Source organism: Alteromonas abrolhosensis (assembly GCF_001953635.1).
Lineage (GTDB): Bacteria > Pseudomonadota > Gammaproteobacteria > Enterobacterales > Alteromonadaceae > Alteromonas > Alteromonas abrolhosensis.
Window position 1 is genome coordinate 68,151 of the sequence record NZ_MEJH01000012.1, and the last position, 24,482, is coordinate 92,632.

A 24,482-nucleotide genomic window follows, 5' to 3' on the forward strand; every position below is an offset into this window, starting at 1 on the left:
CTAGGAGACAATTGATAAAACCTTATGGCACCAGTTTTCACGCTCTTCGATATTTGTATCGCTGGCGCCGAACAGAAAAAGATTATTTTCATAGGTTGCAGCGCCTAGTGCGTAGCATTCTCCCGAGGTTCTTGGTTGCCAGAAAAGGTGGTGTGCCAGCACCGCTTGTAGTCTTGACTGTTGATAGAACGCGATGCGATACACCCAGTGTGAGGCCAAATAACCAGAAGCCGAATTTGGAGAAGCCGACTCTAGAGTTTTTGAGGGCGATTGGATGGAAAACGGCGTTAAGTGCGAAGCAATGTGTTCAGCGTTAAAGCGTTTTAAATTGGTGGTCTTGTTGGCGAGAGGCCGCAATAAACGTGGAAGTGCAGGCAAGTGCTCTAATCCAACAAAATGTCGGTATTTAGAGGTAAGACGCGGTATTAAACGTAACTGTTCGCTATTGGAGGCGCTGGCCTGCGCAGAAAAGCCTTTACGTGCCTTTCTAATCCGCTCGAGAGCGACTGACTTTTCAGGTAAAGGTAGAGCCCCCAGATAGGAGTGCGATACCTTATTAGCACTCGCCAAATAAGCGCTTTTGATGGCACAATCTTTGGCAGTACGCTCGTTCGAACCCAACGCATCTGTTAGTTGTGCAAAATAGCGAATAGCCGCCCCCACACCTTCTGCGTGTTTATCAGTGTCTGGCATCGGCTTTGAAGGCCTAATATCAAATGAGGCAAGACACGCGGATACCACATGTTTTAGTTGTCGCAGCCTTTTATCATTATCATCGCTCACGAGCTTGTGTGTCAGTTTTTGTGAAAGCTTTGGAAGTGCTTCTATCGAAATCTCGCTCGCCACTTCCTTCATCGCATCGTTAGTGACGAGGCGAATTGCAAAGTTACCTTGTTGATTGATTTCGGGGTCGATAAATAAGGTGTTTTCAAGGCCTGCTGCGGTGCTAAGTGTTGCTTCTTGCTGTTGTAAACCCTTTAGAAAGCACTGAGGAAACCACCAGGTTAATACATGCCTTATTGATTCGTTTTCGCCTTTTATTGTTTGTGCATCAAGAGAGGCTTCTTTGTCTAAATGTGAGTGTTCGCGTTGAGATGCGTGCTGACTCAGGGGGGCGTCTCTATTCAGAGTTGATTCTTCGCTCAAAGCAGCTCTCTCGCTCAAGGCTGTTTCAGTGCTCAAGGCTTTTTTTTCCCTCGAGGCTGCTTCCGCGCTCAAAGCTGCTTTCTCGCTCAAGGCTGCTTTCTCGCTCAGGGCTGCTTTCTCGCTCAAGGTTTTTTCAGCGCTCAAGGCTGTTTCCACGCTCTGCGCTTTCATTGAGCTCAGGGTTTTCATTGCGCTCAAGGCTGTAACAACCTCCTTGCACTGTTCAAAAAATTGGGCTGAATCACTGTAAACCAGCGTGGTGATATTGCTTGGCTGATACCACTGGCGTTTGTAGTCTTGAAGCGCTTGAATGCTGTTGCTGCCTATGGTTTGGGTAAAACCACCCGCGTGTTGATAGGCATTTTTATTGGTGTCGGTTAATCGAATAGCGGCGCTTAATGCATAGTCGCTGTTTGCCTCTAGCATGGCGAGCTCGTTAAAGATAACCCCGTCACGCTCTAAGATAACCTCATCGGTACCGTAATCTCGGTTAAGCAAGCCACAGTACAGGTAATTTACAGCATCAAGCAGCACGTTTGCTTTTTCAGACGAAGCGAAAAAGAAGGTGTACTCGGCGAGTGTGGTAGCGTTAATAGTGACAGGCAGAAGTGTATTGGCCGTAAAAAGCTCGTGGGCAGCAGGGTATTGGTGAGAGCGTCGAAAGCTCATGTGCTCAGCTAAATGAGACAACCCAGTGTGGCCTGCTGCAGGGGTTTTTAGCGCAAAAACAACGCTATGCACTTTTGACCCTGAGCCGGCATCAATGAAATGAAATTCAGACATACACTTTTATCATTACGGTTTAACGGTATCTCTTTTTGTTTCGTACTTATCGCAGCGCATTCATCTCGTATTACTTGTCTCGTAGCGCTTACCTCGTAGCACTTACTTCTAGGATGGGAATCGGCTTTTCCACCTTCCGATACTGTAGTGCCTTCGACGGTGCAGTACCTGCTTTATCGGTAATGCCTTTCATCAAATGGTGATCGGGCGACTTGCTGCAAACCGGATCCGTCTTATACATATCACCTGTTAGCAGGTACGCCTGACATCGGCAGCCACCAAAGTCTTTATCTTTTTCATCGCAGTCCCTACAGGGAGACGGCATCCAACTATCGCCACGAAAATGATTAAAGCTAAAGTCTTGGTGCCAAATATCGTGCAACGAGCGTTCTTTCACATTAGGAAAACGAAGGGGCAATATCTTTGCACTGTGACACGGAAGGGCACTGCCATCTGGCGTTACGGTTAAAAACGTTGTGCCCCAGCCATTCATGCACGCTTTAGGGCGAGATTCGTAGTAGTCGGGCGACACAAATATGAAGGTTGGGCCTTTACCGTTTTGCTGCGCGCGGTAGCGGTTCACTGCGGCCTCAGCTTCCTGTAGCTGCTGTGACGTAGGCAGCAAATGGTCTCTATTTTCATAGGCCCAGCCGTAATACTGCACGGTAGCTAGCTCGACAAAATCAGCGTTCAGCTGCTCGCTGAGCGCCATCACGTCTTCTATTTCGTGAATGTTCTGCGCGGTAATACAGAAGTTAAGCACCATAGGGTAGTTGTATTGTTTTACCAGCTTCGCAATTTTAAGTTTTTGTTCAAATGAGTGGCGCTTGTTGCCTATCAAGTCGTTGACTTCGGCATTGGCTGCCTGAAAGCTCAGCTGAATGTGGTCAAGGCCGGCTTCTTTGAGTTTGGCAATACGTTTTTCTGTCATGCCAATGCCAGAGGTGATCAAGTTGGTGTAAAAACCCAACGCCCGCGCATAAGCGACTAAGTGCTCTAAGTCTTTTCGAAGCAATGGCTCTCCGCCAGAAAAGCCCAATTGCACGGCGCCCATTTCCCGCGCTTCACGCAGTACACGCTCCCAATGCTCAGTAGAGAGCTCATTAAATGTTTCTTCCATATTTACTGGGTTTGAGCAATAGGGGCAATGCAATGGGCACTGATAAGTAATTTCGGCTAGGAGCCATAGCGGTGGCGTTATGGTATTTGGTACGTCGGTTTTTAATTCAACGTCTGTATTATTCGTCATAGCGGATCCACTTCTTTTGCTCGGCATGGACCAGAAATGCATGAACATCTTCTTCTAAATCTTCAGGTGCATCAGGGAACGCTTGGCGAAGCTCAGCACAAATGGCACCTTCCGTATTGCTGCCATCCACGCGCTTAAGAATTTCTGCCGCAGAAGGATTAAGTTTGATCATTCCTTCGGGGAACAACAAAACATAACAACCCTGAGCTTTCTCGTACTGCATGCGAAAAAGCGGATTTAAAGAAGCTGTTTTGTCTCTTGTGCGGCCGCCCTCGATGTTGTGACTGCTGCTATTTTCAATGTTATCTTCCACGTTATCAGCACCGACGCTATCAGCATCTAAGTGGTGCTCGGTTTGTGATTGTAAATTCGACATCATTAAAACCTCCCTATATGGCACACCCGCTGGTCGGCAATACCATCAAACGGCTTTCTCTTATATTCATAGGCAAAGCAAATGGCATCAGCAATGCTCCACAAAATATCAATTTTGAACTGCAGTATATTGAGCGCATGTTCTTGCTGTTGTCGGGTAACAAAGTGGTCAAGGGTAATCTGCAGGCCATGCTCTACATCACGGCGCGCCTGACTTAACCGCATTTGAAAGTAGGTAAAGCCTTCACTATCAATCCATGTATAGTGCCTAGGCCAGGTATCTAATCGGCTTTGATGTATTTCAGGGGCGAACATTTCAGTTAACGATGAGCAGGCCGCCTCTTCCCACGACGCACGGCGGGCAAAATTCACATAGGCATTTACTGCAAATTTAACCGCTGGCAACAGGTGGGTTTCATCAAGCAATTCACTGCGGTTCAAGCCTACCGCTTCGCCTAACCGCAACCAGGCTTCTATGCCGCCCAGTCCGTCTTCACCTTCCCGTCCATCGTGATCGATAATTCGTTGGATCCAAGTTCTGCGTACCGATTGATCTTCGCAATTCGCTAAAATTGCCGCATCTTTAACCGGTATTGCCATTTGATAATACAGTCGGTTGGCCACCCAGCCCTGAATCTCATCAACGCTGCAGTGTCCTTCATTCATGCGTTTATGAAAGGGGTGATGAATATGATAGTAAGCGCCTTTTTCTCTCAGTTTTTGTTCGAATTCTTGTCTAGACCATGCGTGTTCTGTCATTACTACACCTCAATTTCCATGCCGTCGTAAGCCAATTCAATACCTTGTTCACACAGGCTTTGATAAGCACTGGAGTCTTCGTCAAGCACGCGATTTGTGTTGTTGATATGAATAAGTACTTTACGCTCAACGTTAAATTCATTTAGCAGCGCAATGGCTCCGCCCTTTCCATTAACCGGCATGTGTCCCATATCAGTGCCCAGCTTGTTGCTAAAGCCGTGATCTATCATTTCTTCATTGGCCCACAGCGTACCGTCAAATAGCACGCAGTGAGATTCGCGCATTACTTGTTTTACTGTGTCGTTTGCCTGCATACATCCCGGCGCGTAAAAAAGCACGTTGCCCGTGGTGTCGTCAGTTATCTTCAGGCCGATATTGTTGCCCGGCACAATGTTGTCGCGATACGTCGAATAAGGGGGCGCATTAGACTCTAATACCACAGGTTGGAATGTCAGGCCTTCTGCCCCCTTTGGTACAAAGCGTTGATGATAATCGGTATTAATTGAATACTGCTGTAGTCCGCCGTGCCAGTGTTTTAATACGGTAAAAAGCGGGAAGCTGGTGGTTAGGTCTTCGGCCACAACATCGGTACAATAAACGGGAAGGGGTAAGCCTTCGCGCAATGTTAGCAGGCCTGTAGTATGGTCTATTTGACTGTCGGTAAGCACAATTGCGCTTATGCGTGTGCCGCGAGAAACATGGGCGTCGGGCCACAGCTGCGGGTGGCCATTTATCTGCTCCCGTAAATCGGGGGAGGCATTAATGAGAACCCAATTTTTACCATCGCTACTGACAGCAATGCTCGACTGTGTTCTGCCTTTCGCCTTTATTTTACCTTCGCGTAAACCCTTACAATTTGGGCAGTGGCAGTTCCATTGCGGAAATCCACCCCCGGCGGCAGCACCAAGAATCAATACGTGCATAACAACTCCATACTACAAGTAAAAAAAGGCTGCATCGGCAGCCTTTTTGTTCATCATCCCAGAGGGCGTTGCCTAGCGGTTATTGATGTAAAGAGTTACTTCAAAACCAAGGCGCATTTCTGTGTATTGGGGTTTAGTCCACATAATTGTTCCTCTTCTTTATGATTAAACGCATGACTGAGTATATGTTGAATATGTGTTAACAGATATCCTCCTAAGGGAGGAGAACTGTCATGAATTTTGATGATTTATTGATTATTTTTGGTAGCGCAGCTGCTTAAGTAAGATAACAGTAAAGGGATAGGGCGGCCGGTCGCCGATAACGATTTGGTGTAGGTAAAAGCGGTTCCTGCCACATCGAGGTGAGCCCACGGGGTGCCGTCAGCAAAGCGAGAGAGAAAGCAGCCTGCCGAAATAGCACCGGGAGAGTTTATGCCCGTATTCATCATATCCGCGTGTTGAGAGGTAATGGCGTCTTGATATTCTGGCCAAAGTGGGAAAGGCCAGCACCTGTCGTTAGCCTGTTCACCCGCTTCAACCAACGCATTTTCAAGCGCTGGAGCGTTGCTAAAAAGCGCAGTGGCTTTGTGCCCCAGTGCGCTAATAGCCGCGCCGGTTAGGGTTGCGATATCAATAATAACCGAGGGGGAGAACTGTTTCGCGTAGCTGATTGCATCGGCCATAAGCATACGCCCCTCTGCATCGGTGCTCATGACTTCCACGGTTTTTCCTGAGTGCATAGTAATGATGTCACCCGGGCGATAGGCTTTGCCATCAATCGCATTGTCGGCGCTCGCCACAATACCAATAATATTTATATTTAACCCCAGTGTGGCAACCGCCTGAATGACGCCAAATACACAGCCAGCGCCTGCCATGTCGTAAATCATATGGCGCATATCAGGGCTGCGTTTTAACGTTATGCCGCCGCTGTCAAAGGTTACACCTTTGCCAATTAACACTACCGGCGGTGAATTCTCTAAACCTTTGGCTGTATAGCGAAGAATAGGCATGGTGGCAGCAAACTGTGAACCTGCATTTACTGCTAAATACCCGTTCATGCCTAACTGCTTTAGCGCACTTTCATTGAGGATATCGCAAGACACCGTATTAAAGGTTTGCGCCAGATTCTGAGCTTGTTCGGCCAGATAATCTGGCGTACATAAGTTGGCTGGCATGTGGGCGAGATCTTTAGCCCAGGTCATCGCGTCATTAAGGGCTGTTTCATAGCGCATAGTGTGTGAAACGAGACGCTTTTGCGCGTTAGTAAAATGCTTGGCATCTAATGCAAGAGACAACGTGCCCCTAATATCAAGTGCTTGGTTAATTGCTTCATTATTTAATGCACAGTTTGCGTCGTTGTTGTCATTGCGGGCTCGACTGCCAGAAACCGAACGATTATTCGTCTTATAGCCCTTAAAGTGATAGCCGTGCTTGAAATAGCTTCTAAGTAGCGCACTCAGAAACTGTGAGTGGCTCGCAACGACGTTAACAGGGTCACTGCTTGCTGTTTCAGTGTTAGAAAGCGCTATAAACGACAGTTTTTCCAAGGTTACCGACACGCTTTTAAGCTTTTTAAACAATGCATCGAACTGCTGTTCTAGGTAGCGAAATGCTGGCGCGTTAGTTTGCTTCAAGTCACTGGTGCTTTTCGAATTAAACGCGGAGTTTGAATCGCTAGCGTAGCTTGAGCGGTTAACCATGGAAGGGTCATTAGTTTTAGATAAAGTCGAGGCACGGCTAGAGACGTTGGGTGCATCTGACGCTTCAAAAAGCGCAAAATCGACACCATAAAACAGTACCCGTTTTACATCAGCTAATTGTTGGCTAATTTTGTTTTGTCCGCTGTTTTCAGTGTCTGGGATGTAACTTGTTTTAAACGCCTTAAGGCCTTGTACGAATACACATTCGCCTTTATTTCCTGCAAAACCTTCATCGTCAAAAATCTGCTCAATATATGTCTTAGCGGGTGTTGAAAAGTGAAAGAGTTGGCTCGCCAATAACGTGGGTGTAGTTAAAATTAGTAAGCAGTCACTATCTTCTAACGTTTCAATTTTATTGCTTTCATTAGCCCAGATTAGGTTTACTTTTATCACGAGGAGCGCCCTTTTGAGGCTTTGGGGCGAAAGCTTCTCACAGCGAAAATAAAAGTGATAGCCGTAAGGCAAAGTACAACGGCAAGCGCGTTGTGTTCGAGTTTTTCGTAGAGCGCAAATCGCAGTAATTCTACGCCGCTACTAAAGGGGTTAAAGGCACAAATCTGATACAGCCATTCGCTGGCCTCACGCATTTTCCAAAGCGGGTATAGGGCGCTTGATAGAAAGAACAACGGGAAAATGACAAAGTTCATGACCCCGGCAAAGTTCTCTAGCTGCTTAATATAGTTTGCCAGTAATAATCCTAACGAACCTAAAAACAATGACAGTAGCGCAATAACAGGCAACGCATAAACGTATCCCAACGCAGATAGACGTACATCCAGCAGAAGCGCAAAGGCAAAGAATATATACACCTGAATAGCGCTTACCAAGGTGTTGGCTATAAGCTTGCTGCCTAGCAGAAAAGGGCGGGGAACCGGGCTTAACAGCAGTACTTTAATGCTGCCCATTTCTCTGTCGTATACCATGGACAATGAACTTTGCATACTATTAAAAAGCACAATCATGGCGGCAAGCCCAGGTACAATATACTCTTCGTACAAAATATAACTCTGGTAAGGCTCGGTCATTGAAAGACCCAGGGCCGAACGAAACCCTGCGGCAAAAACAAATAGCCAAAGCAGCGGGCGCACCAATGCACTTAACAGGCGTGTACGTTGCTGCCAGAACTTCAGCATCTCTCGGGTAAGTACGCCCACAAAACAGCGCCAATACATCAGGAGCCTTCCTGCATCAAATGCTGCCAAAGGTGCTCAATATCCTGTTGATGATACTTGGCTAACAAGGCTTCACATTGGTCGTGGGCTAACACTCGTCCTTTTGATAAGACTATCAAGTTGTTGTTGTGCTTCACTTCTTCAAATAAATGCGTGGCCCACAGTACACTTACGTTTTGCGAATGAGCGAGTGCTTGTACTACCCGCAAAATAAGATGACGGGATTCTATATCTAAGCCAACGGTAGGCTCGTCTAGTAGCAGCAAGGATGGCTTGTGAATAAGGCAGCGAGCTAACTCGACCCGACGTCTGTGCCCGCCATTTAAGTTGCGAATTTTTGTGTTGAGCTTGGTCGTAAGATCGAGCTCGTCGAGCAGGCCTTGAATATGAGATAGCGCGCTAGTGCTACTTATGCCGTGGAGCGAAGCAAAGTAGGACAAATTTTGTTTTACCGACAGGTCGATATCTAAGGTACTTTGCTGAAATACCACGCCCATTTTCGCCATAATACTTGTGCGAGATTGAGACAGGGTAGCACCATCAAAGGTAATACTACCTTGCGTGAGTTTTTGCAGGCCCGTAATAAGCGCAAATAAGGTACTTTTACCTGCGCCATTTGGCCCAAGCAGCATGGTTAAGCCTGGTTTTAGGCAAAGGCTCATATTGTCCAGCGCGTGATGGCTGCCGTACTGATGTGAAACCGCTTGAACCGCTATTTCCATTTAACCGCCACGCCCCAAGGGTAACGCCCCACTTTTACCGTATGCTCTACGTTTAACGTGTGGGTATTGATGACAGAAACATCACCGCTCACACCGTTAGTGGTCAGCAATAAAGACTGATCTTGATTAAACGCTAATTGCCACACTCGTCGCCCAACCAAAATGTAGTCTTCCACTTCAAAGGTATCGGTATTGATGACCGCTATGCGATTCGCTGGGCCAAGCGCCACGAAGGCGTAGGGCTTATCTTTCATAAGCACAATACCCACTGGCTGAACCTTGTCGCGATAAACGCCTTTAATAGCAAAGGAAAGGGTCTTCACTTTTTGCTTAGTAGCAGTATCGAAAATACTGACGGTGCCACCTATTTCCGAGCTTACCCAAAGGTACTTGTCATCTCTGGTAAAGTGAGCATCTCTGGGTCTTGCATCAACCAAGCTATTTGCAATATTTTCATGCGTTTTGGTATCTATCCAGTGCACCATGTTAGTGGTTTCTGATGTGACGACCATCATGCTGCCGTCGTGACTCACAGCCAGCCCCTCAGGCTCTACGCCCACATCTATCTGAGAAATGACCTGAGCCGTTGGAATGTCGATAACGGTAAGAAGGGCATCGTCTTCATTAGCTGTGTAAATAGTGGTGCCGTTAGGATGTAATGCTATGGTTTCAGGATCTGCACCTGAGGGAAGATCGCCTACGATCGAATGGGTAGACAAATCCATAATTTGAATGCGATCAGCATCAGAGGCACAGATATACGCGTGGGACTGGTCTGCACTTAAAATAAACCCTCGGGGTCGCTCTCCAACCTCGATAGTTTCAACCACATCAAATGTTGTCATATCAATGACAGATAGCGTGTTGTCTTTTTCGTTAGTGACATACGCCTGAGGAAGTGCAAAGGCTTGAGGAACTGCTAAGGCAAAGGTTGCCATTAAACTGCCAAGCAAGAGTGCAAAGCGATAGCTCATAACTTGTCCTTACAGGTAGTGTGTGTTGCGCCTAATGTGTCCAGTTCGTTGGTTTGGTGTAGAAAGCCTTCAAGGGGCGCATGAGTCACCAGTGCGTCTTCGTGGGCCAGCGCAATAGGCTGACGAAATTGGTGGGTGTAGGGGCGAATAGAAAGGGGACGACCTTTATAGGCACCCAGCGTATAGTGGTCGCTAAGCAAGGTTTTAAGTATTCCCTGCTGCGTTAAATCGCTTCCTTGCTGCGCAGTATTTGCCACCGCCGTTACCGCAAGATACGCGGCGAAGTCGACTTCATTCATGTGTCTGTTAAACCCGTCGTTAAAACGGCTTTGAAGCTGACGGGCGCCCCATTGTTCGTGGGTAAAATGCCAACCTAGCGCTTTCAGGCCGGCAGCGCCTACCACAGGTACGGGATAATAGGTGTTAAAGGGTAGGCTATACGCGAATTGCGCCGCGCTATCGGCGGTAAAAACAGCCTGATAGTTTTCTGTTGTTCGTGTAAATTGAGGAATTTCAGCAAAGGCAGCCCTGCGTAAATCAAAACTGTCCTGCCACTGTTTAGTTTCAACAAGTGAAAGCTTAAATTTTTTAGCGCTGCGTTTAAACGCGGCTAGGTATGCAGTATCGTCAGCGGTTTTTCCGTAAACTGCAAATATCTCGTCAATACGCTTAGTGCGAAACCACTGGGCTAGCGCGTCGGCTTTCATCTGATAACTGGGGATTGTATGAAACAAGGGTAGGCGACATGAATTCTGTCTAAGTAAATCATCGCTATTAGCTACGTTAAAAAATACGGCATTAGGAAGCGTGCTTTGAATAGTGGTAATCAACTGCTCAATTGAGGCAGCCTTTACCTCATCACTGCTTTGCATATCCAGTAGAACAATAGGTGCAATATCGCCTTGCTGATTGCTGCTTATTTCTTTGTGATTTGCTTTAGCACTTGAACCAGAGTGCTTACGTGTTTTAGCTAAAGAAGCTTGCAGTTCGCCGATAGAAGGCACACTGATTTCAGTTAACTCAAACTGATAACCAAGAAATTTTCCCGTGATATTGGCATCCTTTATCGCCACACTTGCGCCAGCTGTCCCCTCATTGCTGGGGGACTTCAAATAGTCTGGTGTGCCTGGTGGAGATGTGCCCGCAACTTTTATGTAAATGACCACAATAGTGGCAAAAGAGGCCTGTGGTGCAGCTTGTTGAGCCTGTGAAGATTGCGCTTCATTAAATGCGAGCGCGCTGTTTAAAAACGACAACAGAACGCAACAAAAAAGTGACGCTACACATTTTTGATAGCTCTTATCGGTTAATCGTCCTTCAACCGTCTTTATTAAACCCTTTGCCATTTACCACCCCGAGCTCAGCTGCATGCTTTTGCTGATTTCTGCTTGTCTGACATAAGGGTATATGGCAATTTTCCCGAAGAACATCCTCCTAAAGGAGGAATGCTATGGCGCTAAAGTAGCATTAGTAAAATCACGCTAACCCCTTAGTATGCTTACGAAGTTCGATTGAATAAGTGGGTAAGCTGTGCAGTTAGTTAAACCTTTTCGAGTTATTTTCATTTTACTCTGCCTGATAACGGTTTCTGCGCTTTCTGCGTTCGTGCAAGCAAGATCGTTAGACGATATTAAAGACAGCGGTTTAATTAGAATTGCGGTGTACACCGACTATCCTCCATTTTCATTTTTTGAAAACGACAGCCCCACAGGTATTGATATTGATATCGCCCGTGAAATCGCGAGCGCCCTTGGTGTTGAGCTAGAACTGATATGGATGACACCAGGTGAAACGACAGAGGACGATTTCAGAAATTACCTATGGAAGGGCCATATAATTCACCGCATTAAGGCCGATGTGATGATGCGCGCGCCTTACGACCCAAGCTTTTCTCAAAAACGTGACGACGTGGGCTTGTTGGTTAATGAGCTCGTTCATATGTTTGCCCCCTATCAGCGTGAAAGCTGGCAAATCATTCACAACACGCACACCTTGCCCGAAGTGGAAACCATGGGCATGTTTCAGTATCACACGATTGGTGCGGAAATAGACAGTATCCCCCACTTCTACTTAACGTCAGCGTTTGGCGGCCGATTGCGAGAAAAAACATCGCACTATGGTTCAAACGCAGAAGCGATTGACGCAATGAAAGCGGGAACCGTCGAAGCGGTAATGGGATTGCGCTCGCAAATATCCTACCTCAGTCAGTTTGTTGATAATGAGCAATATCGCCTTGCAAGCAACGCGTTTCCGCTCATTGGAAAGCAAAAGTGGGACATAGGACTTGCTGTTCATACTAATTATCGCGCGCTTGGCTATGAAATTGGTGATGTAATTACGCGAATGGTGGTAGAGGGTGATATGCAACGGTTATTTGAGAAATACAAAACCATTTATGAGATGCCGCCCTATTTTGCGGGGCAAGAGCTTTCAGAATAAGCGCACTCTGAACAATAGCGTTCAGAACGAAAGTACTTTAGGCAATACTTCTGTGGCCATCAGCTTTATTATCTTAAGCACTGCTATCAGTATTGGAAGAACGCATTACTTTAAAAAGACGTGAAAGCGTAAAGGTGTTAAACAAAAGGGAAAATAGCCCTTCATTCCTCCTCCTAAAGGAGGAGTCAAATCACTCCGCTGTTGCATAGGCATCGACATCCCCCCTAGCTATGCTAATCCTAACGAATAGTCTGAAACAGACCATTTATGGCCTACATGCAACTAGGAACCGTTATGAATAATAATATGCCAATTAAAAAACTTGCCCTATCTATGCTGGTTTGTGCAAGTGCGTTAACTCCTGTCCATGCTGTTGTCACCGACAAAGATATTCAAAATGACCACGTTACCACTGACGACGTAGTGACGTATGGAATGGGCTTGAAAGCTCAGCGCTATAGCCCGTTAACCGCCATTAACCGCGATACAGTAGAAGAAGTACGTCCTGTGTGGGCGTTTTCATTAGGTGGTGAAAAGCAGCGGGGTCAAGAATCGCAGCCTCTGGTAAAAGATGGCGTGATGTATGTAACCGGATCTTACTCTCGTGTGTGGGCCATTGATGCGAGAACTGGTGAAGAGCTATGGCAATATGAGGCGCGTTTGCCCGACGGCATTATGCCTTGCTGTGACGTGATAAACCGTGGCGTTGCGCTTTACGATAATCTGGTCATATTTGGCACCTTGGACGCCAAGCTAGTAGCACTGGATAAAGACACGGGCAAAACCGTTTGGAAGAAAAAGGTTGAAGACTATCGAGCGGGCTACGCCATTACTGCAGCGCCTATTGTAGTTGACGGAAAAGTCATTACAGGCATCTCCGGTGGTGAGTTCGGGATCGTCGGTAAAGTGTATGCTTACGACGCGAAGTCTGGCAAACAGCTATGGGTTAGACCTACCGTTGAAGGGCACATGGGGTACTTATGGAAAGACGGTAAGAAAACCGAAAATGGAATTTCAGGCGGCGCGCCAGGTAAAACATGGCCTGCTGATTTATGGAAAACCGGTGGTGCAGCAACGTGGCTAGGTGGTACTTACGACTCAGATACGGGCTTGCTATTCTTCGGTACGGGTAACCCTGCACCGTGGAACTCTCACCTACGTCCGGGCGATAACTACTTCTCGTCGTCGCGCTTAGCTATCGACCCTAATACAGGAAAAATTGTGTGGCACTTCCAAACCACGCCACACGATGGCTGGGACTTCGATGGCGTAAACGAGCTTATCTCGTTTGACTACCAGGAAAACGGCAAGACAGTGAAAGCGGCGGCTACCGCCGACAGAAACGGCTTTTTCTACGTCCTTAACCGCGAAAACGGTGACTTCATTCGCGGCTTCCCGTTCGTTGACAAATTGAACTGGGCAAAGGGGCTGGATGAAAAAGGTCGACCTATCTACATTGAAGAAAATCGCCCAGGAAGCCCAGCGCAATCAGCTGATGGTAAACAAGGCGCACAGGTTGTCGCTCGCCCTGCGTTCTTAGGTGGTAAAAACTGGATGCCAATGGCCTATTCAAAGGATACTGAACTCTTCTATGTGCCTTCAAATGAATGGGAAATGGATATCTGGAACGAGCCTACCTCTTACAAGAAAGGTGCAGCGTACCTAGGTGCTGGTTTCACCATCAAATCAGTGAATGAGGACTTTATCGGCGTACTTAAAGCGATTGACCCTAAAACAGGTAAAACCGTTTGGCGCTACAACAACTTCTCTCCACTTTGGGGCGGCGTGTTAACCACAGGTGGTGGTTTGGTTTGGACCGGTAACCCTGAAGGTTATCTGATGGCCTTTGACGACAAAACCGGCGAAATGGTTTACAAGTTCCAAACTGGCTCAGGTATTGTTGGCTCTCCAGTGACATGGGAGATGGATGGTGAGCAGTACATCTCTGTACTATCAGGATGGGGCGGCGCAGTGCCATTATGGGGCGGTGAAGTTGCTAAACGTGTGAAGCACTTCAACCAAGGCGGCACCGTGTGGACGTTTAAATTGCCGAAGCGCTATCAGCAGGTGGCAAAAAACTAACATTCCCAAGCGTAAAACACTGATAATTGCATGGCCAGCGCTAACGTGCGCTGGCCATTTTATTCATCGCCTTTTTCCGCTATTTACGTACTTCGCAGCATAAAGAAGGCGAGTTTTACACCACTTTCATCAGCGTCAATTTCGATGCTGAATATACCGTCACCATTTGAAGCAACAAATGTAAGCCAAACGCTTTTCAGTGGCTATCAATGTGGCCTCCTACCAAAGGAGGAGCCTTTCAAAACCAAAGTAGAGTTACCCCTTATTTCCTCGTAAGTATACTTAATCCATAGTCTTTCGAGGATGTATGAATTATGAAAACAAAAATATCGATGTTGTTTGCTGCACTCGTGGTAACGGGCTTTTCTAGCCACGTGCTAGCACACGGAAATGTTATCCCTCAAGGAGCAGATAGCTCTGCTATGCCGCCAATTACTGATGGCGATGAGTCTGAAAATGGCTGGGTATTTACCAACCCTTACCGAAGCCTAGACGACGATACCAAAACAAAAGTTATCAAATTTGGTGAATCAGCTTATGCAAATAATTGTGCTGGCTGTCACGGCTTGCACGCGCAATCAGGTGGAATCAACCCAGATCTTCGCGAACTGGATCCAGAGAGCATTGAAGACGACGAATGGTTTGTTGAGCGCTTGCGGTTTGGCTCGGCGAAAGGCATGCCCGCACTTGGCGGTATCCCTGAAGGACAAACCGATCCTATCTTAGACCAAGAGACACTGTGGGCTATAAAAACTTACGTTGAAGCGCGTCGCGTTGTTGCCATTGAAGAGGGTGAAATCGAAGCCGATTAGGGTGGCGTTAATTACGCCTTTTTCGCCGGGTTAACGTCGAGTTGCCCGGTGCTTTTCTTTATCCCGTTCTCCTTCATCGCTCTAATCTTTCTGCTAAGCAACGTTTGCTATCCTACTGCGTCTAACAAAGCGTCACTTCATCACACCAGCTGTAATTTACTTAATACGCCAAAAGCAAGGGCAGTTATAGGCAGCGACGCTAATGTGCTCACGGCGATAATGCTCGCGGCGAGACGGTAATCCCCACCTAAGTTTCTCACCATGACGTAGCTTGCCGCCGCGGTTGGTGAAATTGACAGAAGTAAAACGATGCCCAGCTCCATCCCTCTAAAGCCAAAAGCGTAGGCAAGAGCAACCAGTACAGTTGGATAAATCACGCATTTACTTGTTGTGCTAAGGACGATATTGAACCAATCACTGGAAAAAGAGCGGAACTGCAATGAAGCGCCTGTACAAATAAGTGCAAGCGGCAGAGTCAGTTGAGCGAAATATTCACCAGTTTTAATTATGGTGGTAGGTAGTTGCCACTCAAAATAAGAAAAAGGTAGCGCCGCTGCGATAGCTAGAATTAATGGGTTTTTCGCCATCCCTGTAACCTGTCCTAGTAAAGAGCGCGACGCACCTTGATAGTAATTAAGGACAAATACAGATAACACGTTAAACAACATGGTGACACATCCCATGTAAACAGAGGCTACAGCAAGCCCTTCTTGCCCATAGGTATTGGCACAATAGGCTAAGCCAATAATGCCCATATTGGCCCGAAAGCCGCCTTGAACCACAACACCTCTTGCATTGTAAGGCTTCACCGCGAAATGGGAGAAAATCATTAACCCCGTGAAAACCACAAGGGTACCAACTATACCCACGCTTATAAGCGTGAAGTTAGCTGCTTTAGAAAAATCAGCTCGTGCTATTGATAAAAATAAAAGGGCGGGAAGCGCTACGTTAAATACCAGTTTAGAGCCTGCTTCAATAAACCCCTCATTGAGCCATTTAATTCGAAAAAATAGCCACCCCATTAATAGAAGGATTAAAACAGGAATAAGCGTGCTGGTAATAAAACTAAGCATAAAAATACGTAAGCCTTCACGTGTGTATTTCAAAAAAAGCAACAAATTGCCGCATTGGGATAAGCAGGTATCACAACTTCAACCGCTTAATCTCCTAGATAAAGGCAACGAAAAAAGGTAAAACAAGCACTATTGCGAACATAGATCAATTTAACCTATTCACAAACGGTTTTGATAAGCGTAACTTAATATTTATGTAAGCGAGGGTCGTCAATGCCGGTACTACCCCCGTGTTCAAAAGCCCCTATTCGAAAGAATTGATGTATGAGAGCATTTCTTTTCTTTATTGGTTTTGTATTAATTAATTCCTTCTGGGGCGGGCTCTCGTGTGCTTTCGCTAAAAGTACAGCGCCACTAGCTAAAATGCAGTTAGTAAACGACAAACTGTGGATGTATCACGAGGAAGGTACTCAGCTTACTGCTGAAGACATTCTTGTTAAATACAAGCAGAACGCGTTGATTCAAAATACTGCTGGTCAAGTAAGCTATGGCTTTACACCCAATACTATTTGGGGCGTGTTAGCCGTTGATTTAAATACTTACGGGGTTCTTGTTCCAAATAATCGGAGCAACAGCTCACAAGATGCTTCCTTTCTACCCCTTACGATAGAAATAGGCACCGCCTGGATAGATGATATTGAGCTTTATTTCTTTGAGAATGGAGAGAGAAAGCGCCACGTTAAACTTGGTGATAATCAGACGCACAGCACAGTGCTAGAAGATGGCAGGCTCCCTTCTGTTTCACATCGCTTTACCCAGCCCGACACACTAGTGGTCTTTCGATTTGCCTCACAAGAGCCTTTGCTCATTCCAATTCATGTAGGAACGCCTGAGGCTGCAGCAACCAAGTCTTCTAATAATGCTTATTTCTATGGTGCTTTATATGGCACATTGATCATACTTTTAGTATACAACTTAGTCCTATATTCATATATCAGAGAACGCCGCTATCTTCTCTATTCCCTATATCTTCTTTCCTTTCTAGCGTTCAATTTTACTTATACAGGGCATGGTTTCTGGTGGTTATGGCCTGAATCAGTATTTCTTCAACAGTGGCTTATTCCCACGCTTATGTTTCTCTTCACCTTGAGCGCAATAAGGTTCACCCTTGGCTTCCTTAACATACCGGTTCATTTTCCTAGGCTTTATCGTTCAAGAAAACACATTTACAGTGCTCTGTGGATTCTGGCTATGATTACCGCTGTTTTAGGTAATCGCTATATTGCGGTTTTGTCACAATTGATTGTGCTTACCATTATTGCCATTTGGATGTTAATTATTGGCATTTTGGCGTATCGCAGCGGAGATGTATTAGCGAAGTTATTTGTGCCCGCTTTTATGTTTGGTACGGGGGGAGCAATAGTATCGAGTCTGGTTGTTTGGGGGCTACTCCCATACTCTAACTGGGCGTTTCGCTGCATTGAAATAGGGATGATCATAGAGATGTCTCTGTTATCAATTTCTCTGGCTTTTAACTATAAACAAGTTCAGCAAGCATGTGAAAATGCCGAACGAAATGCTCGCTTAGACCCCTTAACTTCTCTATATAACCGACGCGCATTTGACGATTTAGTTTACCCTATTTGGGAGTTGGGGAAGCGCAGTCACAAGCATATGTCTGTCATGCTGATTGATTTGGATTGGTTTAAATGTGTCAACGACAAGTACGGTCACGATATGGGTGATAAAGTGCTGAAAAAAGTTGCTCAAGAAATTAAGGGGCAAGTGAGGGGCTCTGATATTACCTTTCGCTGGGGCGGCGAAGAGTTTTTGGTGTTTTTACCAAATACTCACGCCAAGTACGCCAAGCAGATTGCGGAAAATCTCCGTACCCATCTTTTTGCCCTGCAAGTGGATAAATCAATTCGGATAACGGTAAGTATTGGGGTAGCAGGTACCTCGCCAGATAAAGAAGACATTGAGGCTTTAATTAAAGAGTCTGATAAAGCCATGTATTTAGCGAAAGCCAATGGCCGTAATAAGGTTGTCCTGTGGAATGAAGGTGGCATTGATAGCTGATTTATAAATTCAGCATTCTCACGTATTATTCTGTTTTGGTTTTTTCAGAGTAAGCTTTTCATGTACCAAGATTTTCAAGCAGAGTTGGCGTGGGCTAGTCTGCACATGCCCCGCACTCGTAAGGCTATCGACACACTCCCTGACCTGTCTAACGTTAAACTTGCATGTAACATGCATTTAGATTTGAAAATGGCGCCGTTAGTTGAGGGACTGCTTTCAAAAGGATGCAATATCTTTCTCACCACGTGTAACCCCACCACGGTGCAAGACGATGTGGTGTCTTACCTTGTAGACAAAGGTGCAACGGCTCATGCATGGCGTGATATGAGCTATGCTGATTGGTCTGAGTCATTTGATAAAGCGCTGGCGTGGCAACCCACCCATTTGTGTGAAATGGGCGCCGACCTGACTACCCGACTTCATGAAAATATAAAAGCAAACAAGCCAGTTCCAAGCATTATATCGGGCTTAGAAGCGACGGGTTCTGGCATCAACCGCTTAAACGGTATGGCGCCAAACTACCCAATTTTTAACTGGGATGATTTGCCAGTAAAAGAAGGGCTTCACAATAGGCACATGGTGGGTTTAAGCGCATGGCAAACCTTCTTCCAAACCACCCACTTAACCCTGCACGAAAAAGTAGTGGTTGTAATTGGCTATGGTTTGGTGGGGCAGGGTGTTGCTGCTTCAGCAAAGGCCTTCGGAGCACAGGTTCAAGTAGCAGAGCTTGACCCAGCAAGAGCGCTTCAAGCGAAATACGACGGCTGGCCAGTGGTCGATTTAAATGAAGCTGCTAGTCAAGCTGACGTTATTGCTACTGCAACTGGCGCATATGGCGTGGTGAATTCGAATCATCTAGACAACATGAAAGACGGAACGTTTATTTTAAATGTAGGCCATGTAGCTCAAGAAATTGATGTGCCGTATCTTAAAAACAACGCTACTCACAGTGAGCCAATGCCTTATGTAAATGCTTATAAACTGGGCGATAAAACACTGTATCTTCTAGCCGATGGCTCTATGTTTAACTTAACTGCGGGCTATGGTGACAGCATTAATGCTTTCGACGTAACCTTGGCCGTCATGGCTGCGGGCATCGGCTATATTGTGAATGAAGGTGCAAAAAGCGAAAAAGGCTTGTACTTGTTGCCAGAGGCCGCGTGGAAAAGTGCACTTTAAAGCGCTGCGAATCATAAGAGAGTGTTTAACTTTAAGTACGCAGTACAAAAGGTCTAGCCACCTCTGCTTATCTCGACATTCCTATTGAATGTTGTACAGTGAGCCCGTTTTAATAAATTCATAGTTAAGGCGGGCTGATAAGCACTTCAATAGACAATCAGCCTTGCGCCAGTGTAGGGATAAAAAATGGGCAGAATAATAGGCACAAAAACACCACAACAGGCTTTAGATAGCCTCGTCAACATGACAGGCGACCTTCGCCCCATAGAACTCTCTGAATACAACGCCCGCATTGCCAAGGCGCAGCATTATATGCAGGAAAATGACATTGGTGCGCTCTACTTAAACGCTGGTACTAACTTAGCGTATTTTACCGGAATGCAGTGGTACGCCAGTGAGCGTTTAGTCGGTGCGCTTTTGCCTGCAAAAGGTGATGTTGTATATCTGGCTCCTACGTTTGAAATCGACTCTTTAAACGAACGCAAATTAGTGGAAGGCGACATAATTGGCTGGCAAGAGCACGAGAGCCCATACGCGCTTGTCATAGCTATGTTAGATAAGCTAAATACCGCTGGTGGCGATAAACTGGGTGTAGATGAGTCGACCCAGTTTTTTATCGTAGATGGTCTGAATAAAGTGCTTAAAAAGCCATGGCAAATTATCAATGGCGCTGAGGTTACCGCACACTGTCGCATGCACAAATCAAAAAGTGAACTAGCGCTTATTCAACGCGCTATGGACATGACCCTAGCTGTGCACAAAGCGACTGCCAGTATGCTTTATGAAGGTATTACCACCACAGAAGTTGAAGCATTTATTAACGATGCACATAAAAAAGTGGGGGCCGCTGGTAACTATTTTTGCATTGTACTTTTTGGAAAAGCCACCTCGTTTCCCCACGGCGTTAAAGACCCTCAAGTACTAAAGAAGAACGACTTAGTATTAATTGATACCGGCTGTAAGGTGCACGGCTACCTCTCTGATATCACGAGAACCTATTGTTTTGGCGAGCCAACCGATAAGCAACGAGCATTATGGGAAAGCGAAAAGCGCGCGCAGCTTGCCGCATTTACCGCTGCAAAAGTTGGTGTTCCCTGTGGCGATGTTGATAAAGCCGCGCGAGACAGCTTAGCAAAAGATGGCTTAGGGCCAGACTATAACTTACCAGGCTTACCTCATCGAACAGGGCACGGCATAGGCATGGATATTCACGAATGGCCGTATTTAGTCAAAGACAATCCTCATCCGCTGGCATCTGGCATGTGTTTTAGTAACGAACCTATGATCGTAGTGCCAAACGAGTTCGGTATTCGCTTAGAAGATCACTTCTATATGACCGAAGATAGCCCGGTGTGGTTTACTGAACCAAGTGAATCTATCGACTCTTTGTAAGTAAACTAAAATGAAGCTGCTCTTTGTTACGAAGAGCAGCTGTAGTGCGCGACCCCGCCAGCGCTGAAAAATTCAAGTGGCCGTAGCTGGTAATACTTATTCGCTATCTCTTCTGATTGCTCATCATAAGGCGCAGTAAGTATCTTCTGAAGTTCGTGAATTTGTGTGAAGTCACCGTTTTCTGCGGCTTTGTAGGCAGGCACAATTAGCCACTCGCGCCAAGTAAATTTAGGGTTTGCTTGGCGCATATTCTCTGCGGTAGCAGCAATAGGGTTTGCTACATCACCTTGTGCTTCAGTGTCTTTTTCAACGCGCTTACGCCACGTTTGTAGCCAGGCTTCCCATTCTGTCATGACCTCAGCCTTAGGCGGGTAGTAAAAGCTTTTCGCCAAACTCGCCATATCTTCAGGAATTGACGATAGCTCTCGGAAAAAAATATTGTAGTCTACGCCTGTGCGCAGCATTAATTGCAGCAGCTTAATTAGCAAGTCATGGTCGTAGCTGGCAATGCCAAGCTTCGTTGCCCACATGCTTTCCATAGCCCGCTCCATAACGCCAGAAAAGCCGTCGTTGACCTCGTTAAGCTCAGAGAGCTGTTCACTGTCGCCTTCAAGTAGGGGCATCAGAGTGCGGCAAAACATGTCAAAGTTCTTTTGCGCGGCAATGGGCTGGTTTAAAAACGAGAAGTGACGACCGCCGCCTGTCCAAGGTTGGTAGTCTGCTTCAAAAAATTCACAAAAGCCGAATGGCCCGTAATCCAGCGTAAATCCTCCTGCGGCGCAGTTGTCGCTATTAAAATTGCCCTGACAGTAACCCACGCGAACCCACTCAGATACAAGGTGAGTTAACCGGCTTCTAAATAGCTTAGCCAGCGTTACCACTTGCTCTTCAAACGGCGCAGTTGTGTCTATTTCACTTGAGTACTCTCGCTCGATAAGGTGCTTAACAATGGTTTTTAGTTCGTTTAGCGCTTCGCTGTGTTCGTTGCAGCGAGCACGCCTAGCAAAAAGCTCAATTTGCCCAACGCGCAAGAAGGAAGGGGCAACGCGTGTGGAGATTGCCGTGATATTTTCGACCATCACTTCAGGCTCATAAGAATGAGAGCCTTCGCGATACCAGGGTCTGTCTACTGTGTCTGATTCAGACATAAACAAGCTAAGAGAGCGTGAGGTGGGAACGCCAAGGGCGTGCATGTGCTCTTGCACTAAAAATTCGCGCACGCTAGAGCGCAATACGGCGCGCCCATCGGCGCCACGGCAGTAAGGCGTGCGACCCGCGCCTTTTAACTGCATTTCCCAACGCTTGCCGTTTAATACTGCTTCAACAATAGAGATTGCTCGTCCGTCACCGTAGCCGTTCCCCGTTCTAAACGGGCACTGCTGTGTGTATTCCGTCCCATAAATGGAAAGTGCGTAGCCAGTTGCCCAGCCGTAAGGTTTCATTGGGGCGGGTACACCCGACATATCACCTGAAAAAAGCTGGGTGAAATCTTTCGATGTAGCCAAGCTGTCGTCTAAGCCTAATTCGGCAAACAGAGTTTTGCTGTGCGCAATGTATGTCGGTGCACTTAATGGGGTCGGAGTAACCGGCACATAGTGACCAGAGAACACTTGGCGCGGGTCATGGTCGTTACCGTCAATGGTTGCTTGTGGATCTGGACTGAGCGTGTCGAGCAAAGAGTAATCTACATGCTTTGCGAATTCATCTAGCGTTTTGATACGTTCTGTCACTTCCATCACCTTTTGTTGCGTAGCCGTGGTTTATTACTCATTTGCCGAGTGCTCAATCATCAAGTTGAGCCCCTGAACGGTTGTGCATTGCGTTGCTGTATTTCTTCATTGTTTGACCAAGAACAAACAATGAGACTTACGCGCATTGTACTCTTATCTATACTTTTATGAAGGCATGAAGCGCCAACCGCGACTTTTACTTATTGGCGAAGTGCTCAGAAGAAATGATCAGAAATAGCGAATGGTCGGCGATGAATAAAGCAAAGAGGCTGGTAGATGGAAAGTGTCGTACTGCTGGGTAGCATAATTGGTGGGTTAGGTCTGTTCTTACTTGCCATCGGAATGATGACTGACGGGCTCAAATTGGCAGCAGGTAATGCGCTGCGCACATTGCTCGCTAAATGGAGCAAAACGCCATTTAGAGGCGTGGTGTCGGGTGCGGCAATGACCGCTTTGGTGCAGTCCTCAAGTGCAGTCACCGTGGCATCTTTAGGCTTTGTTAACGCCGGTTTACTGAGTATGCGCCATGCCTTAGGTATAGTGTACGGCGCCAACATCGGCACCACCATGACAGGCTGGCTTGTCGCAATGGTAGGCTTTAAATTAAATATTCAGGCCGTTGCTTTGCCTATGATAGGCGTAGGCATGATCCTGAAATTATTAAAGCCCAATAGCCGTTTAGCGTCAGTCGGTATCGCCATCGCCGGCTTTGGTCTTTTCTTTGTAGGGATAGACAGTTTAAAAACAGCCTTTGAAGGAATAGTAAGTACCTTTGATCTTAGTCAGTTTAAAGCTGAAGGCGTTGAAGGTTTTCTTATGTACCTAGTGATTGGCTTTGTAATGACAGTGCTAACCCAGTCATCTAGTGCATCTATCGCGCTTACCATCACCGCGGCAACTTCAGGCATGGTGGGTATTTATGCCGCCGGCGCAATGGTTATTGGTGCAAATATAGGCACAACCTCTACGGCTATGTTTGCTTCAATTGGCGCTACCTCTAGCGCGAAGCGCGTTGCCGCTGCACAAGTTGTGTTTAACGTAGTGACCGCCGTTGTGGCTGCGCTTATTTTACCTCTGTTGTTTGGGCTAATCCATTGGATAACGGCGGTTGCAGAAATAGACGCTGACCCAGGAATCACCTTAGCCATTTTCCATACACTGTTTAATTTACTGGGTGTGGCACTTATCTTTCCTTTGAATGACAGACTGGCAAGCTTTCTTGAGCAGCGCTTTGTGTCACTTGAAGAAGAGGCCTCAAAACCTAAGCATTTGGACAAAAATATTGCTCAAACCCCTGACCTGGCAGTAAACGCACTCATCTTAGAATTGTTGTCAGTATCCGACCGCTTTTTACATGTTTACCCCAAACTGTTTTCTCAACAAAGTAGTGAAATAACTGCCGTTGAAAACGACATACATGGCGTTGAGGCGCTATGCCAACACATATCGCAATTTATTGTAGACGTAGAGCGTGCAGCTTTAAGTGAAGAAACCACAAAAGCATTGGCCTCGCTCATGCGAGTAGAGCACTACATGCTATCTAGCGCGCAAAAGGCACTCGCTATTTCTGCATTGAGCAGGCGTCGGGATGTCCTCACCAAGGCTGAGCTGGAAGGTCAACTGCTTAACTACCTATCGGTAACTAACGAGTTCATGCGCATGGTGCGCTGGAGACAATTTGATAGCAGCGATGCGTTAAGTCTTCAGTTTGACTTACTCGACAAAGAACACCACAAAGTTAAATCAGTACTTGTGATGGGGGCAACACAAGGTGACATTGCTGTTACCCAAATGACAGATGCCACTGAGTGCATGGAGTACCTGCTGCAGATTGTGCAAATGTGGGTCAAAGTCTTTGTGCGTATTCAACAAGTTGAAGACAGTATAACAACAGCAAATTTAATACACGGCGACAGTCAGAATAACTCGAACACAATTGAAGGAGCCTGA

The 24,482-nt window shown here is 46.4% G+C and carries 20 protein-coding genes; 7 read left to right on the top strand and 13 right to left on the bottom strand.

Annotation, left to right across the window (positions count from 1 at the left end):
* The 11 genes from BGK61_RS15960 to BGK61_RS16010 form a co-directional block, all read right to left on the bottom strand.
* The gene (locus BGK61_RS15960) at positions 1 to 1,929 is read right to left on the bottom strand and encodes an insulinase family protein (RefSeq protein ID WP_076026110.1); all 1,929 of its coding nucleotides are present in this window, start codon (positions 1,927 to 1,929) and stop codon (positions 1 to 3) included.
* 88 nt (positions 1,930 to 2,017) lie between these two features.
* Positions 2,018 to 3,178, bottom strand: a complete 1,161-nt coding sequence (pqqE, locus tag BGK61_RS15965; protein ID WP_076026111.1) for a pyrroloquinoline quinone biosynthesis protein PqqE — start codon at positions 3,176 to 3,178, stop codon at positions 2,018 to 2,020.
* Complete coding sequence (gene pqqD / locus BGK61_RS15970; RefSeq protein ID WP_076012935.1) at positions 3,168 to 3,557, bottom strand: pyrroloquinoline quinone biosynthesis peptide chaperone PqqD; 390 nt, start codon at positions 3,555 to 3,557, stop codon at positions 3,168 to 3,170. Before pqqD ends, pqqE begins: the two co-directional genes overlap by 11 nt.
* Complete coding sequence (pqqC, locus tag BGK61_RS15975) at positions 3,557 to 4,312, bottom strand: pyrroloquinoline-quinone synthase PqqC (RefSeq protein WP_076012934.1); 756 nt, start codon at positions 4,310 to 4,312, stop codon at positions 3,557 to 3,559. Before pqqC ends, pqqD begins: the two co-directional genes overlap by 1 nt.
* Before the next feature lie 2 nt (positions 4,313 to 4,314).
* The gene (pqqB, locus tag BGK61_RS15980) at positions 4,315 to 5,235 is read right to left on the bottom strand and encodes a pyrroloquinoline quinone biosynthesis protein PqqB (protein ID WP_076012933.1); all 921 of its coding nucleotides are present in this window, start codon (positions 5,233 to 5,235) and stop codon (positions 4,315 to 4,317) included.
* A 72-nt stretch (positions 5,236 to 5,307) separates the two neighbouring features.
* Complete coding sequence (gene pqqA / locus BGK61_RS19870) at positions 5,308 to 5,379, bottom strand: pyrroloquinoline quinone precursor peptide PqqA (protein ID WP_071953288.1); 72 nt, start codon at positions 5,377 to 5,379, stop codon at positions 5,308 to 5,310.
* 104 nt (positions 5,380 to 5,483) lie between these two features.
* Entirely contained in the window at positions 5,484 to 7,331 is a 1,848-nt protein-coding gene (locus tag BGK61_RS15990; protein WP_076026112.1) for a leucyl aminopeptidase, read from the bottom strand.
* Positions 7,328 to 8,110 (bottom strand): ABC transporter permease, encoded by a 783-nt coding sequence (locus tag BGK61_RS15995; protein ID WP_014999499.1) that lies wholly within the window; start codon positions 8,108 to 8,110, stop codon positions 7,328 to 7,330. Before BGK61_RS15995 ends, BGK61_RS15990 begins: the two co-directional genes overlap by 4 nt.
* Positions 8,110 to 8,832: an ATP-binding cassette domain-containing protein gene (locus BGK61_RS16000; protein ID WP_076012912.1), complete on the bottom strand. Its 723-nt coding sequence runs from the start codon at positions 8,830 to 8,832 to the stop codon at positions 8,110 to 8,112. Before BGK61_RS16000 ends, BGK61_RS15995 begins: the two co-directional genes overlap by 1 nt.
* Positions 8,823 to 9,806 (bottom strand): PQQ-dependent catabolism-associated beta-propeller protein, encoded by a 984-nt coding sequence (locus BGK61_RS16005; protein WP_076012911.1) that lies wholly within the window; start codon positions 9,804 to 9,806, stop codon positions 8,823 to 8,825. The genes BGK61_RS16000 and BGK61_RS16005 overlap by 10 nt, the downstream gene beginning before the upstream one ends.
* On the bottom strand, positions 9,803 to 11,152 hold the full coding sequence (locus tag BGK61_RS16010; RefSeq protein WP_240498951.1) for a type 1 periplasmic-binding domain-containing protein: 1,350 nt from the start codon (positions 11,150 to 11,152) through the stop codon (positions 9,803 to 9,805). Before BGK61_RS16010 ends, BGK61_RS16005 begins: the two co-directional genes overlap by 4 nt.
* Before the next feature lie 184 nt (positions 11,153 to 11,336).
* Here BGK61_RS16010 and BGK61_RS16015 point away from each other — a divergent pair, with 184 nt between their 5' ends.
* The 3 genes from BGK61_RS16015 to pedF all read left to right on the top strand — a co-directional run bounded on the left by BGK61_RS16015 (position 11,337) and on the right by pedF (position 15,139).
* Positions 11,337 to 12,245 carry a substrate-binding periplasmic protein gene (locus BGK61_RS16015; RefSeq protein ID WP_076012904.1) on the top strand — a complete coding sequence of 303 codons (909 nt, stop codon included), beginning with the start codon at positions 11,337 to 11,339 and terminating at the stop codon, positions 12,243 to 12,245.
* A gap of 294 nt (positions 12,246 to 12,539) precedes the next feature.
* A complete protein-coding gene (locus BGK61_RS16020; RefSeq protein WP_014977357.1) occupies positions 12,540 to 14,327 on the top strand; it encodes a PQQ-dependent methanol/ethanol family dehydrogenase in 1,788 nt (595 codons plus the stop codon).
* A 314-nt stretch (positions 14,328 to 14,641) separates the two neighbouring features.
* Complete coding sequence (pedF, locus tag BGK61_RS16025; RefSeq protein ID WP_014999493.1) at positions 14,642 to 15,139, top strand: cytochrome c-550 PedF; 498 nt, start codon at positions 14,642 to 14,644, stop codon at positions 15,137 to 15,139.
* Between the two features lie 140 nt (positions 15,140 to 15,279).
* On the opposite strand, the gene BGK61_RS16030 is transcribed toward pedF, so the two are convergent.
* Complete coding sequence (locus BGK61_RS16030) at positions 15,280 to 16,212, bottom strand: AEC family transporter (RefSeq protein ID WP_076012838.1); 933 nt, start codon at positions 16,210 to 16,212, stop codon at positions 15,280 to 15,282.
* A gap of 264 nt (positions 16,213 to 16,476) precedes the next feature.
* On the opposite strand from BGK61_RS16030, the gene BGK61_RS16035 reads away from it, so the two are divergent.
* From BGK61_RS16035 to BGK61_RS16045, 3 genes are all read left to right on the top strand, one after another.
* Positions 16,477 to 18,231 carry a sensor domain-containing diguanylate cyclase gene (locus tag BGK61_RS16035; RefSeq protein ID WP_076012837.1) on the top strand — a complete coding sequence of 585 codons (1,755 nt, stop codon included), beginning with the start codon at positions 16,477 to 16,479 and terminating at the stop codon, positions 18,229 to 18,231.
* 60 nt (positions 18,232 to 18,291) lie between these two features.
* Complete coding sequence (locus BGK61_RS16040; protein WP_076012836.1) at positions 18,292 to 19,410, top strand: adenosylhomocysteinase; 1,119 nt, start codon at positions 18,292 to 18,294, stop codon at positions 19,408 to 19,410.
* A 186-nt stretch (positions 19,411 to 19,596) separates the two neighbouring features.
* The gene (locus BGK61_RS16045) at positions 19,597 to 20,802 is read left to right on the top strand and encodes a M24 family metallopeptidase (protein WP_076012835.1); all 1,206 of its coding nucleotides are present in this window, start codon (positions 19,597 to 19,599) and stop codon (positions 20,800 to 20,802) included.
* A gap of 26 nt (positions 20,803 to 20,828) precedes the next feature.
* On the opposite strand, the gene BGK61_RS16050 is transcribed toward BGK61_RS16045, so the two are convergent.
* On the bottom strand, positions 20,829 to 22,538 hold the full coding sequence (locus BGK61_RS16050; protein WP_076026113.1) for a protein adenylyltransferase SelO family protein: 1,710 nt from the start codon (positions 22,536 to 22,538) through the stop codon (positions 20,829 to 20,831).
* A 270-nt stretch (positions 22,539 to 22,808) separates the two neighbouring features.
* On the opposite strand from BGK61_RS16050, the gene BGK61_RS16055 reads away from it, so the two are divergent.
* The gene (locus BGK61_RS16055) at positions 22,809 to 24,482 is read left to right on the top strand and encodes a Na/Pi cotransporter family protein (protein WP_076011820.1); all 1,674 of its coding nucleotides are present in this window, start codon (positions 22,809 to 22,811) and stop codon (positions 24,480 to 24,482) included.

What these genes read in the sequence shown, in the direction of transcription:
- BGK61_RS15960 (WP_076026110.1), bottom strand. Translation starts at nt 1,929, where the DNA reads ATGTCTGAATTTCATTTCATTGATGCCGGCTCAGGGTCAAAAGTGCAT.
- pqqE (WP_076026111.1), bottom strand. Translation starts at nt 3,178, where the DNA reads ATGACGAATAATACAGACGTTGAATTAAAAACCGACGTACCAAATACC.
- pqqD (WP_076012935.1), bottom strand. Translation starts at nt 3,557, where the DNA reads ATGATGTCGAATTTACAATCACAAACCGAGCACCACTTAGATGCTGAT.
- pqqC (WP_076012934.1), bottom strand. Translation starts at nt 4,312, where the DNA reads ATGACAGAACACGCATGGTCTAGACAAGAATTCGAACAAAAACTGAGA.
- pqqB (WP_076012933.1), bottom strand. Translation starts at nt 5,235, where the DNA reads ATGCACGTATTGATTCTTGGTGCTGCCGCCGGGGGTGGATTTCCGCAA.
- BGK61_RS15995 (WP_014999499.1), bottom strand. Translation starts at nt 8,110, where the DNA reads ATGTATTGGCGCTGTTTTGTGGGCGTACTTACCCGAGAGATGCTGAAG.
- BGK61_RS16000 (WP_076012912.1), bottom strand. Translation starts at nt 8,832, where the DNA reads ATGGAAATAGCGGTTCAAGCGGTTTCACATCAGTACGGCAGCCATCAC.
- BGK61_RS16005 (WP_076012911.1), bottom strand. Translation starts at nt 9,806, where the DNA reads ATGAGCTATCGCTTTGCACTCTTGCTTGGCAGTTTAATGGCAACCTTT.
- BGK61_RS16010 (WP_240498951.1), bottom strand. Translation starts at nt 11,152, where the DNA reads ATGGCAAAGGGTTTAATAAAGACGGTTGAAGGACGATTAACCGATAAG.
- BGK61_RS16020 (WP_014977357.1), top strand. Translation starts at nt 12,540, where the DNA reads ATGAATAATAATATGCCAATTAAAAAACTTGCCCTATCTATGCTGGTT.
- pedF (WP_014999493.1), top strand. Translation starts at nt 14,642, where the DNA reads ATGAAAACAAAAATATCGATGTTGTTTGCTGCACTCGTGGTAACGGGC.
- BGK61_RS16030 (WP_076012838.1), bottom strand. Translation starts at nt 16,212, where the DNA reads ATGCTTAGTTTTATTACCAGCACGCTTATTCCTGTTTTAATCCTTCTA.
- BGK61_RS16035 (WP_076012837.1), top strand. Translation starts at nt 16,477, where the DNA reads ATGAGAGCATTTCTTTTCTTTATTGGTTTTGTATTAATTAATTCCTTC.
- BGK61_RS16040 (WP_076012836.1), top strand. Translation starts at nt 18,292, where the DNA reads ATGTACCAAGATTTTCAAGCAGAGTTGGCGTGGGCTAGTCTGCACATG.
- BGK61_RS16045 (WP_076012835.1), top strand. Translation starts at nt 19,597, where the DNA reads ATGGGCAGAATAATAGGCACAAAAACACCACAACAGGCTTTAGATAGC.
- BGK61_RS16050 (WP_076026113.1), bottom strand. Translation starts at nt 22,538, where the DNA reads ATGGAAGTGACAGAACGTATCAAAACGCTAGATGAATTCGCAAAGCAT.
- BGK61_RS16055 (WP_076011820.1), top strand. Translation starts at nt 22,809, where the DNA reads ATGGAAAGTGTCGTACTGCTGGGTAGCATAATTGGTGGGTTAGGTCTG.